This is a genomic window from Blautia glucerasea (assembly GCF_020537505.1).
Classification (GTDB): Bacteria; Bacillota; Clostridia; order Lachnospirales; family Lachnospiraceae; genus Blautia_A.
Genome location: NZ_JAJBMO010000034.1, coordinates 19,206 through 31,361 on the forward strand (window position 1 = coordinate 19,206; position 12,156 = coordinate 31,361).

Below are 12,156 nucleotides of genomic sequence, written 5' to 3' on the forward strand. Positions count from 1 at the left end.
TGCTACCTCCCGTTTTATCCTTAAAATGGATATTTATGAAATTACAAGATTACCACCAAACCATATACAAACAAAATTGCATATAACTTGATGGTAACAGACAAAATCCCTCTTGTCAATTTTTATCCAGCTTATTACGATAGAAAATGAAAATACTGGTTACTGTTCACTCCGTTCACAAAAAACACCTCGCGGAACATTACCAGTGAACAGTAACAAAATACTGCAATCATTTTTCACCAAAAAAAGCAAAAAAAAGCAGAAATATTTATGGCGTTTCGCACAAATATGCTGTATACTGATACTGTCTAATAAAACAGGGGCAGATGCTTTGTGTGACAGCATTCTCATAATGCCGTCATTTTTTTGCACCCTGTTGGCAGAGAAGGAGAGGTAAAATGAAAGTTATAAAAGTAAAGAATTACGATGAACTGAGCCGTACCGCAGCTACCATCATCGCCGGCGTGATCTTATCCAGGCCGGACTGTATCCTTGGTCTTGCTACCGGTTCTTCCCCAGTGGGAACCTACGACCAGCTGGCTGCCATGTATGAAGAAGGAATCCTTGATTTTTCCCATGTAAAGTCCGTGAATCTGGACGAATACGTAGGACTGGACGGCTCCAATGACCAGAGCTACCGTTACTTTATGAACAAAAATCTGTTCAGCAGAGTCAATATTAAGATTGAAAATACTTACGTTCCAGACGGAACCAATCTGGACGCAGCTGCCTGCTGTGAAGCGTATAATACACTACTTAAGAATATCGGCACAGTAGATCTGCAGCTTCTTGGAATCGGACCAAACGGACATATCGGATTCAATGAGCCGGACGATCATTTCGAAGCTGGCACACACTGTGTGGAGCTTACAGAAGCCACCATTCAGGCAAATAAGAGATTCTTCGCAAGCGAAGCAGATGTACCGCGCAAGGCTTATTCCATGGGAACCGGCAACATCATGAGCGCGAAGACCGTTCTTCTTGTAGCAAATGGCAAGAACAAAGCCAAGGCTCTTGCAGCTGCAATTAAAGGACCGGTTACTCCACAGTGCCCGGCGTCCATTCTTCAGTTCCACCCGAATGCAATTATTGTAGCGGATGAAGAGGCACTGAGCGAACTGTAATTAGCAGGGCAAAGCACGCTCTGTGGTTTTTGCCCATTCTCGCAGCAGTCATCAGATTCTTGTGCAGGCACAACCCTTGACTTGCTGCCCATATATGTATGCAAAAAGGAGCTACCTAAAATAGTAGCTCCATTTTTGTACCTTTTCCAAGGTCGCTGTCCACATTGATCTGGGCGTGGTGCAGGGTTGCACCATGCTTTACAATAGACAGCCCCAGTCCGGTTCCTCCGGTCTGCCGGGAATGGCTCTTATCCACCCGGTAGAACCGTTCAAATATCCGTTTCTGTTCAGATTTCGGAATTCCGATTCCGTCATCTTCCACACGATAGAAGGGTTTGCCCCCTCTTTTTCCCACATAAATATAGATATGTCCGCCAGGATTGGTGTAATGAACCGCATTGTCCGCAATATTGTACAACATTTCATAAAGTACGTGGCGTACTCCCTGAATAGTTACCGGAACGCCATGGTATTCCAGGGAAATATTTTTTTTCTTCGCATGATTCTGAAGATTATTTACCACATCCTCTGCCAGCTCATCCAGTTCCACACTCTCCATGGGAACCACTTCATCCTGCTGCTCATCCAGACGGGACAACTGGATAATATCTGCCACCAGATTTCCAAGACGATTAGCTTCCTTATAGATCCTTCCAGAAAAATCTGCGATATTCTCCGGCCGCACCATTCCATTCATCATCAGCTCCGCATAACCGGAAATGGACATCAGTGGTGTCTTCAACTCATGGGAAACGTTTGCGGAAAACTCTCTTCGGACAGCTTCTGTCTTTTTCAGTTCCTCAAGCTGGTTGGCAATCTGCTTGTTCTGCTGATCTACACGCATTAATAACGGACGCAGTTCTTCATAACACACGTTAGAAAGCGGGTGTTCCAGATCCAGATTGTTCACCGGCTCGATCAGACTCTGTGTCTGCTTTTGTACCAGCACGATTTCCACCAGAATGATTAATATCATCAAAAGTCCCAGCCAGATAAAACTGCTGAGCAGAGTGTGGAACACACTGTCTGTGGTTTTTGCCAGACGAAGGATTTTTCCATTCTCCAGCTTCACAGCATAATAGAATGTCTGATGTGACAAGGTTTCCGAATAACGGACCACTTCTCCCTGTCCATTTTCCATAGCCTGGATAAATTCTGGACGATCACTGTGATTTGGAAGTTTTGAGGCATCTGCCTCGCTGTCATAAAGCACATTTCCTTCCGAATCTGTAAGGGTGATACGAGTATCCGTGGCTTTTCCAACATTCTCATTTAGATACTCCTCCCCAGCTTCCTCCATTCCCACTTTTACATATTCTGCTTCGTCCCGGACACCTTTTTTCATGGCACTGTTAAACTTATCATACATCACAAAGCTGGCTGCAACAAAGGTAAGGATAACAGTGAGAATGATCATCGTACTGGTATGGCTTAGGATTTTCTTTTTCATCCCTGACTACCTCCCTTATCTGCCATTCGGTAGCCCACGCCCCGGACCGTTTCTACCAGTCTGCCGGTATCCCCCAGCTTCTGGCGGAGGGTTCGCACATGCACATCCACAGTTCTGGTCTCACCGTCAAAATCATAGCCCCAGATATGGCACAGGATCTGATCCCTTGTCATAACGATTCCTCTGTTTTCCATCAGATAAAGAAGGAGCTCAAATTCCTTTCTGGTAAGCTCCACTGGCTGGTCGCTGCAATAAACCTGGTGGCGTCCTGGGAAAATACGAAGTTCCTCACAGCTAAGTTCTCTGTCATCTCCATGACGGCTGCTTCGGCGAAGCACTGCTTTCACTCTTGCAATAAATTCCATCATGCCAAAAGGCTTGGTAATATAATCGTCTGCTCCGGACTCCAGGGCACGTACCTTGTCAAATTCCGCTTCCTTGGCCGTTACCATAATAATCGGAATGTCTCTGGTCCCGGAAGATTTCTTTAATTTATCCAAAATGGAATAACCGTCCTCCCCTGGAAGCATGATGTCCAGAAGGATCAGCTCCGGTTCTTCCTCAACAAGAGCTTTCCACAGTTCCTGGGAGTCCACTAACCCTCTTGCATGAAATCCGGTTGTCTCCAATGTATATACTAAAAGATCACGAATGTTGTTATCATCTTCAACACAAAAAATCATTTTACAGTTTTCTCCTCCCACGTCGTATTAATCTCACCTTTCACATTGCCTGTGCAGCATAACCATTATTTCTCAGTATACGTGCTTTTTACTTCTTATACAAGTGTATGAATGTAAAGCCACCGTAAAAAGCGTGAAAAACACTCCTATAAGTTTTGCTCATTACCCTTGTAAAGACATTACCAGCTGCTGCTTTCCTGGAAAGACTTTCCTTGGGCAGCAACTGGCAACATTCGTTCTTCCAGTTACGGGAGCATATAGTTCACGCGGGCAACTTCCAGTTCATGGTGGAAATGCTCTCCCGGCGCATTTTTTACAGTATCAAGATGGCTGTGGGTATCATAAAGATCCTCACGCACCTGAGTCACACAGACGCCGATGTTGGAACAATGATCTGCGATTCGCTCCAGGCTGGTTGTAATATCAGAAAGGACAAAGCCCATCTCAATGGTACATTCTCCGGCACGAAGACGATTTACATGGCGTCGTTTCAGTTCGCGGCTAAGCTCATCGATTACTTCTTCCAGTGGCTCAATTTCTTCAGCCATTTTCATATCCTGGTTTGCAAACACATTATAGGCTTTTTCCACAATATCGGATACGGCTTTTTCCATAACGTGAAGCTCCTGTACCGCCTTGGGGGAAAAGCTGGCATTTTTCCCGGAGATTTCCCTGGCAGACTTCATAATGCTGAGAGCATGGTCGGAAATACGCTCGAAATCGCCGATGCAGTGAAGCATAATGGACAAACTGTGGCTATCTTCCAGCGAAAGATCCTTCTGATTTAATTTGATCAGATAGGTTCCAAGCTCGTCCTCGTAACGGTCAACCTTTGCCTCGATTTTCTCTACACGGAAGGCTGTTTCCTCCTGGAAATGATCCAGCAGGCCGAAAGAAAGGTTCAGGGCTGTTTTGGACTGCTCAGCCATTTTCTTTGCAGCTGTTTTGCTCTGCTCGATAGCAATACCAGGGTTGCTAAGGAAACGGGACTCCAGGATCATAAACTCCTGATCCTCTGCAGAAATGACTTTTTCCTCGTTTGTATCCCGGACAGTTGCACATGCCATTTTTACAAGTAGGTCTCCAAACGGAAGAAGTACAACCGTTGCAATCACGTTAAATGCACTGTGGATCACTGCGATTCCGGCAGGTCCTGCTACTTCTTCAATGAATGAGAAATGTAAAAATCCATTCAGCACATAGAAGACAACCATAAATGCGACGGTTCCGACAATATTAAAGTACAGATGAACAATCGCTGCACGTTTCGCGTTCTTGGTTGCTCCGATGGAGGAAAGCATTGCAGTGATACAGGTTCCAATGTTCTGTCCCATGATAATCGGAAGTGCGGTTCCATAGCGGACTGCACCAGTTACACAAAGTGCCTGAAGAATACCAACGGAAGCGGATGAGGACTGAATAATGGCAGTCAGAAGCGCACCAGCCAACACGCCTAATACCGGGTTAGAGAATTTCAGAAGGATGTTTGTGAACTCCGGTACCTGTGCCAGAGGCTTTACTGCACCGCTCATGGTGTTCATGCCAAACATCAGAACTGCGAAACCAACCAGAATATTTCCAATGTCTTTCTTCTTTTCGTCATGAAGAAATACAATAAAGATAACTCCGATCAGCGCCAGGATCGGGGAAAATGAGCTGGGGTTCAAAAGTCTCACAAAGAAATTGGAGCTCTCAATTCCAGCCAGACTGAGGATCCATGCGGTAACAGTGGTACCGATGTTTGCTCCCATAATAAAGCCAACAGCCTGGGATAAGTGCATAATTCCTGAGTTTACAAAGCCGACTACCATAACCGTGGTGGCTGATGATGACTGGATAATGGCGGTTACTGCTGCACCAACCAGAACCGCTTTCACACGGTTAGATGAAAGATTTTCCAGAATTTTTTCCAGTTTGCCGCCAGACAGCTTTTCCAGGCCGTCGCCCATGACCTGCATTCCATACAGGAACATTGCCAGTCCTCCGACCATTGTCAGAATGCTAAAAAAATCCATTACGTTTCCTCTCCTTTTTATCCTTTTAAATGTTTATTGGGTTCTTGGTTTCTCTTCTTTACGAATCCAATATAAGTAGGCTATGTAAAGTTTCAGGTGAGGTTAATGTTAAATCTATGTAAAGTTCTTTACAATTGGGGGATTTTCTTTCCAAAAGTAATGTAAAGTCAGGCATTTAGAAATGTAAAATCTTTGTTCGATGTTTAATTTTACTGGTTTTTCCAGGATTTTTATGAAAAAAAACCCTCATGAAATATAAAATGCAATTTTACATTTCACAAGGGATCCTTTTCCCAGAGCATGTCTGAAAAAGGCTTTCTGCAAAATATACCGCAACGTGGGGCGTGCAGATTGCGGAACAATTTTTCAGATACTCTCTAGAAGCCTCTGATTTCTTCTTCCTCAGAATGCGTTTTGTCAATGGAACGGATTTCCAGGAAGTAACTGTAGTTATCATTTACTTTTACTTCTACCCGGTCACCAACTTTATGTCCTTTCAGCGCCATACCGATCGGAGAATCAATGCTGATCCGGTTTTCCATGGAGTTTCCCCGGATAGAGGTGACAAGCTTGTATTTCTCGATCTCATCATCTTCCTCAAAGTAAACCTCTACAATATCATCCATTCCCACTTCATCACTGCTGGATTTGTCAGAAACGATGGTAGCTGTTTTTAACATATTCTCCAGATAGCGGATACGGCTTTCGTTCTGGTTCTTGTGACGCTTTGCTGCGTAGTATTCAAAATTCTCACTTAAATCGCCCTGAGCCCTGGCTTCCTTCACCGCCTCGATTGCCTCCTTGCGGACAACCAGCTTACGGTGTTCAATTTCCTGCTCGATTTTTTCTACATCTTTTTGAGTGAGCTTCTCTCTCATTTTTTTACATCTCCTTTATAGCTGTTAGATATATTTCACAATTCCTATAATTTCTTTTTTCCAAGTCTGACTTCTTCCATCAATTTTGCGATCTCCGCGTCCGCATGGTCAAACAGATAGGTATGGCTTGACTGGCGGTGCTGGTGCCATTCCTGGCTTAGCTGCTTTCTGGTCTCTTCGATTTCTTCCTTCAAGCCTCTTGCTGAAATACGGCTGGCGCCCTGTCCCATAATGATGATCTGCTCCAGACCATCGGAGGTGGCAACGGTCACCTGGTGCTGTCTGCCAATCTTGTGAACGGTTTTCTCAATGTACTGGTCGGCAGTTTCCGCTTCTTTGGTATAGACCACATGAATGTTATGATAGGTAAGCACTTCCTCCTGGTGACCCTCCACCTTGTAAGCATCAAATACCAGAATCAACGTGCATTTCTTGCAGCCCTGATAATTGCTGAGAATATCCATCAGCTTGGTCTGTGCTGCCCGGACATCCGCATCTGCCAGTTCTTTCAGCTCTGGCCAGGCAAAAATAATATTGTAACCATCCACAAGAAGATATTCTTCCTGGTCTCTTTTTCTGGAAGAGCTGCTGCCCGAATAGGATGGGGCACTTACCACTTTTTTATAGGAAGACATGCGCTCCCGTTTCACCGGGCCAAAGGTACGCTCAAAAATAGCCTGAAGTTCTTTGTCATCCTCATAGCTTCCACGGTAGGCAGATTCTGGCGGCTGGTAACCACTTCCAGGATTCCCAGCACCTGAGTCAACCTCCTCCCAGTCTTCTCCGCTGAGATCGTCCTCAAGCTCCGCCATAATCCCGGTATCCAGATGCATATACTCTTCCACTTCATACCATGGCACCACAAATCCGGCTCCATGGGCGCAAAATACAGATCCTGTTGGATTATCCAGGTCTCTCTCTGAATCGTAGCCGATCTGTCCCACGATCTCATCCTGATTTTTGCAAGGCTCATAGCCTTTCAGACTGCAGAACAGCCTTCCCATTCCTCTTGTATAAGAAATTACTTCCTTCTGATAATCGCGCATAGTCGAAACAGGCGCTTTTCCCTTCAAAATAGCGGTATTCTCCTCAGTCTCCATAGGAAGAAGGGTTCCCTGCATTTTCTGAATGTCAGTCATAGCACGCCCAACCACATCAACCGGCACTTCCAGCCGGAACTCATAATAAGGTTCCAACAGAACATTCTGCGCTTTCTTAAGTCCCTGGCGAATGGCTCTGTACGTAGCCTGGCGGAAATCCCCGCCCTCTGTATGTTTCTGGTGTGCTCGCCCGGTAAGAAGAGTGATCTGCATATCCGTAATGGGCGCCCCAGTGAGCACGCCCCGGTGCTCTTTTTCCTCCAGATGGGTAAGGATCAGTCTCTGCCAGTTCCGGTCCAGCACATCCTCACTGCAGGCTGTAAAAAACTGCAGCCCACTTCCCGGCTCTCCTGGCTCCAAAAGAAGATGTACTTCTGCATAATGGCGCAGGGGTTCAAAATGTCCCACCCCTTCCACTGGTGCTGCAATTGTTTCCTTATATACAATATTTCCAGCTCCGAAATCCACAGCCACATGGAACCGCTCCCAGATCAGCCTTTTCAGGATCTCAATCTGCACATCCCCCATAAGCATGGCGTGGATTTCTCCCAGCTGCTCATCCCACACAATGTGAAGCTGTGGATCTTCCTCTTCCAATTCCTTCAGCTTCTTTAACATCTGGTGCACATCGCAGCCTTCTGGCAGGATAATCTGATAGTTCAGTACCGGTTCCAACACTGGCATGTTGGAATTCTCTGTCACTCCAAGGCCCTGACCTGGAAAAGTGTGGGAAAGACCTGTTACTGCACAAACCGTTCCAGCTGGTGCTTCCTTCGCCAATTCAAACCTGGCACCGGAATAAATCCGGATCTGGTCTGCCTTTTCCTCCCAAACTTCATCCCCTGCTGCCATATTTCCCTTGCTGGTGGTAAGAAGCTCCTTTACCTTCAGTGCCCCACCTGTAATTTTCATATAGGAAAGGCGGTTTCCCTGATCGTCCCTGGCAATTTTATAAACCTTTGCGCCAAAAGCCTCTGGATATTCCGGACATCTGGTGTACCGGTCCATTCCACGGATCAGATTCTCTACACCGTTCATTTTCAGGGCAGAGCCAAAATAACAGGGGAAAACCTTCCGGTCTGCGATCAGGCTTGCAAGCTCTTCCTCTGACACTTCCCCAGTCTCCAGGTATTTTTCCAGCAGTTCCTCGTCACACATGGCAAGGCTTTCCAGAAATTCATCTGAAAATTTCTCCGTAGTCGAATTCTGCAGCTCTTTTTCCCCAGTCAATGCTTCTGATTGCGAATTACCATCTGCTGCTCCAGTTTCCGAAAAATCCATACAATTCTCATGCAGCCGCTTCTTCAATTCTGCCAGAAGTGCATCATGATCCGTTCCATCCTGGTCCATTTTGTTTACAAAAATAAAGGTAGGAATCTCATACCGCTCCAGCAGCTTCCACAAGGTCACGGTATGTCCCTGCACCCCGTCTGCACCGTTGATCAGCAGAACTGCATAGTCCAATACCTGCAGTGTACGCTCCATCTCCGCCGAAAAATCCACATGTCCGGGTGTGTCCAGAATAGTAACCCTGGTCTCCGGAAATTCCAGTACCGCCTGCTTGGAGAAAATAGTGATTCCACGCTCCCGCTCAAGGGGTGAGGTATCCAGATAAGCATCTTTGTGATCCACTCTTCCTAATTTTCGTATCTTACCGCTTAAATATAAAAGTGCTTCTGACAATGTAGTTTTTCCCGCATCTACATGCGCCAGCAGCCCCATACAAATGTTTTTCTTTCTTTTTTCTGACTGTTCACTCACGTAAACGCCTCCTCGTTCGACTGTGCAGTGTCCGTCTCCCAAGCTCTTTCTGAAAAAGTTTGGCACACTCGGATTCCTGCACAAAATACCTTTTTAGTATATCACAATAGGAGGCATCAGTCGAGACACAGCACTTGAAATATTGCGCATAATCTCGTTTTCTATTATTTTGATTTTAAAATTATTTTATCTTTACAATATTTGGCAACATGATATAATTCATACGTGACAAAAATCGTGTAATTGCTCAGCACCTTCACAGTTACACAATCGTACAATAAGCTGTAGATCCTCCAACACGAGCTGTTGAAAATTCCATTTTATGGAGCATGATACAGATACAAACAGTAAACAGAAAGCGAGAAACTACCATGAATCCCTTAAAGAAACTATACTGCCGGATTTTTCAGAATGTATTCAAATTCGCCCTTCCATTTCTGCCTTACCGGAATCCGGAGATTATAGGCAGCCTGAAGGCAGTCCCTGATGTATTAAAGAAGAAAAAATGTGAAAGCGTACTGATTATCACAGACGCCGGGATCCATAAGCTTGGCCTTACCGGCCGTCTGGAAAAGGCGTTGATAAACAGCAGCATTTCTTATATCCTTTATGACAAAACAGTGGCAAATCCTACCACAGAAAATGTGGCTGAGGCGCTGGAGCTTTATCACGAAAACAACTGCAAAGCCATCATCGGCTTCGGCGGCGGTTCCAGTATGGACTGTGCCAAAGCAGTGGGAGCCAGAGCTGCAAAGCCCCGCCAGTCCCTTGCCAGGATGAAAGGAATCCTGAAGGTTCATAAAAAGCTCCCCCTTCTCATTGCAATTCCAACTACAGCAGGAACTGGAAGCGAGACTACACTGGCTGCCGTCATTGTAGATGCCGAAACCAGACATAAATACGCCATCAACGATTTCCCATTGATTCCCCGCTACGCTGTGCTAGACCCAAAGGTTACCTTAAGCCTTCCGCCATTTATTACCGCTACCACAGGTATGGATGCCCTCACGCATGCAGTAGAGGCTTATATTGGAAATTCCACCACACCAGGAACCAGGAAAAATGCCCTGGATGCAGTACAGCTGATTTTTGAAAATCTGGACACCGCCTACACCGACGGTACCAATAAAGAAGCCCGCCGGAATATGCTCCGCGCCTCCTATTTTGCCGGCTGCGCTTTTACCAAGTCCTATGTAGGCTATGTGCACGCAGTTGCCCATTCCCTTGGGGGACAGTACAACGTTCCACACGGACTTGCCAATGCCGTACTTCTTCCTTATGTTCTGGAAGCTTATGGAAAAACCATCTACAAGAAGCTGGCCGCCCTGGCTGTTGCCGCAGGCACTGCCACCAAAGAAGCTCCTGAAGAGGAAGCTGCATTAAGCTTTATCCAGGCCATCAAGGATATGAAAGCCCGCTTCGGAATCGGGGACACCATCCCGGAAATCCAGGAAGAAGATATCCCGAAGCTGTCCCATTATGCGGACAAAGAAGCCAATCCCCTGTATCCCGTACCAGTGCTGATGGATGCGCAGGAGCTGGAGAAATTTTATTATATGCTGATGCCAGAAGAAACCCCTGCTCAGTAATATCGGTACTTTTTTTCCAAGACTTCTCAGCCGCTTACATTATGTCAACTATTTGACTCTTAGATTGATGAATACAAATTCAGAAAGGATACTTCCATGACTCAGGACACAATCCAGGAAATCATCCGCAGACAGCGGAACTATTTTTACACAGGCGCTACCCTGGACATTGAGTTTCGTATCAATGCCCTGAAGAAGCTGCAAGCCTCCATCCAGTCCCACCAGGAGCAGATCAATGCCGCCCTGAAGACAGACCTTGGAAAAAGCAGCTTCGAGAGCTACATGTGCGAATCCGGTCTTGTTCTCAGCGAGATCACCTATATGCTGAAGCACATCCGCTCTCTTTCCAAAGAAAAAACAGTGCACACTCCACTTGCCCAGTTCCATTCCAGAAGCTACATGAAACCGTCCCCATACGGCGTCACCCTGATCATGAGCCCGTGGAACTATCCCTTCCTGCTCACCTTTGATCCACTGATAGACGCTATCGCTGCAGGAAACACTGCAGTCTTAAAGCCCAGCGCCTACTCTCCTGCCACCAGCAGGATCATCTGCGAGATTGTCCGCGAATGCTTCCCGGAAGAATATGTGGCAGTTGTCATGGGAGGACGTGAGGAAAACGCCTGTCTTCTTCAGGAATACTTCGATTACATCTTTTTCACCGGCAGCCAGGCTGTAGGAAAAGAGGTCATGCGTCACGCCAGCGAACACCTCACTCCAGTCACCCTGGAGCTTGGAGGCAAAAGCCCCTGCATCGTAGACAAATCCGCAAACATCAAGCTAGCCGCCAAACGTATTGTTTTTGGCAAATATCTGAACTGCGGACAGACCTGCGTGGCTCCCGACTACATTTACTGTCACAAGGAAGTAAAAGATGAGCTTCTGAAGCAGATCCAGAAACAGATCCGTAAGCAGTTTGGCAAATCCCCTCTGGATAACAAAAATTATGGAAAAATCATCAATGAAAAGCATTTCAACCGCATTCAGAACCTGATCGATCCAGCAAAAGTTATCTGCGGCGGCAGCGTCCGTCCGGAAGCCCTGCAGATTGAGCCCACTGTCATGGACCAGGTAACCTTTGAAGATGCGGTTATGCAGGAAGAAATCTTTGGTCCGGTGATGCCGATCCTTACCTTTGATTCTATTGACGAAGTGATCCGCAAAGTAAACTCCATGGCTCATCCTCTGGCTCTTTACATTTTCGCCCAGGACAAAGCCATCTGTGAGAAGGTCACCTCCGAATGTGGCTTCGGCGGCGGCTGTATCAACGATGTGATCATCCACCTTGCCACCAGCGAAATGCCTTTCGGCGGCTTCGGGGAAAGCGGTATGGGAAGCTATCACGGAAAGAAAGGATTCGAGACTTTCTCTCATTATAAGAGCATTGTAGATAAAAAAACATGGATTGATCTGCCTATGCGTTATCAGCCTTACAGAGGAATTTATGACAGGCTGATCCATATTTTTCTGAAATAAAATTGCAGCCAGCTGCTCACGCAATCCTCCTCATATAATCAAGTGTTTTTTATTGAAAATTCAAGGTTTTTCAACCTTTC

Annotated in this window: 8 protein-coding genes; 3 read left to right on the top strand and 5 right to left on the bottom strand. The window is 46.1% G+C overall.

Translation table 11 applies throughout. The features are described 5' to 3' along the window. Positions 1–398: 398 nt before the first annotated feature. A complete protein-coding gene (gene nagB / locus LIQ05_RS17795; protein ID WP_226822743.1) occupies positions 399–1,124 on the top strand; it encodes a glucosamine-6-phosphate deaminase in 726 nt (241 codons plus the stop codon). A gap of 115 nt (positions 1,125–1,239) precedes the next feature. On the opposite strand, the gene LIQ05_RS17800 is transcribed toward nagB, so the two are convergent. From LIQ05_RS17800 to LIQ05_RS17820, 5 genes are all read right to left on the bottom strand, one after another. Then, on the bottom strand, positions 1,240–2,574 hold the full coding sequence (locus tag LIQ05_RS17800) for a sensor histidine kinase (protein WP_226822744.1): 1,335 nt from the start codon (positions 2,572–2,574) through the stop codon (positions 1,240–1,242). Continuing rightward, complete coding sequence (locus LIQ05_RS17805) at positions 2,571–3,257, bottom strand: response regulator transcription factor (protein ID WP_226822745.1); 687 nt, start codon at positions 3,255–3,257, stop codon at positions 2,571–2,573. Before LIQ05_RS17805 ends, LIQ05_RS17800 begins: the two co-directional genes overlap by 4 nt. Positions 3,258–3,502: 245 nt before the next feature. Continuing rightward, on the bottom strand, positions 3,503–5,272 hold the full coding sequence (locus tag LIQ05_RS17810; RefSeq protein ID WP_226822746.1) for a Na/Pi cotransporter family protein: 1,770 nt from the start codon (positions 5,270–5,272) through the stop codon (positions 3,503–3,505). Between the two features lie 377 nt (positions 5,273–5,649). Continuing rightward, positions 5,650–6,150 (bottom strand): transcription elongation factor GreA, encoded by a 501-nt coding sequence (greA, locus tag LIQ05_RS17815; RefSeq protein ID WP_226822747.1) that lies wholly within the window; start codon positions 6,148–6,150, stop codon positions 5,650–5,652. Between the two features lie 44 nt (positions 6,151–6,194). Continuing rightward, complete coding sequence (locus LIQ05_RS17820) at positions 6,195–8,972, bottom strand: NYN domain-containing protein (protein WP_226822750.1); 2,778 nt, start codon at positions 8,970–8,972, stop codon at positions 6,195–6,197. A 410-nt stretch (positions 8,973–9,382) separates the two neighbouring features. Between LIQ05_RS17820 and LIQ05_RS17825 the strand changes: the two genes are divergently transcribed. After that, a complete protein-coding gene (locus LIQ05_RS17825; protein ID WP_226822751.1) occupies positions 9,383–10,600 on the top strand; it encodes an iron-containing alcohol dehydrogenase in 1,218 nt (405 codons plus the stop codon). 96 nt (positions 10,601–10,696) lie between these two features. Then, the gene (locus tag LIQ05_RS17830) at positions 10,697–12,076 is read left to right on the top strand and encodes an aldehyde dehydrogenase (RefSeq protein WP_226822748.1); all 1,380 of its coding nucleotides are present in this window, start codon (positions 10,697–10,699) and stop codon (positions 12,074–12,076) included. Positions 12,077–12,156 lie beyond the last annotated feature (80 nt).

Bases quoted from the DNA above. Each gene is read 5' to 3' on its own strand.
- LIQ05_RS17800 (WP_226822744.1), bottom strand. From the start codon at position 2,574: ATGAAAAAGAAAATCCTAAGCCATACCAGTACGATGATCATTCTCACT.
- LIQ05_RS17810 (WP_226822746.1), bottom strand. From the start codon at position 5,272: ATGGATTTTTTTAGCATTCTGACAATGGTCGGAGGACTGGCAATGTTC.
- greA (WP_226822747.1), bottom strand. From the start codon at position 6,150: ATGAGAGAGAAGCTCACTCAAAAAGATGTAGAAAAAATCGAGCAGGAA.
- LIQ05_RS17805 (WP_226822745.1), bottom strand. From the start codon at position 3,257: ATGATTTTTTGTGTTGAAGATGATAACAACATTCGTGATCTTTTAGTA.
- nagB (WP_226822743.1), top strand. From the start codon at position 399: ATGAAAGTTATAAAAGTAAAGAATTACGATGAACTGAGCCGTACCGCA.
- LIQ05_RS17820 (WP_226822750.1), bottom strand. From the start codon at position 8,972: ATGGGGCTGCTGGCGCATGTAGATGCGGGAAAAACTACATTGTCAGAA.
- LIQ05_RS17830 (WP_226822748.1), top strand. From the start codon at position 10,697: ATGACTCAGGACACAATCCAGGAAATCATCCGCAGACAGCGGAACTAT.
- LIQ05_RS17825 (WP_226822751.1), top strand. From the start codon at position 9,383: ATGAATCCCTTAAAGAAACTATACTGCCGGATTTTTCAGAATGTATTC.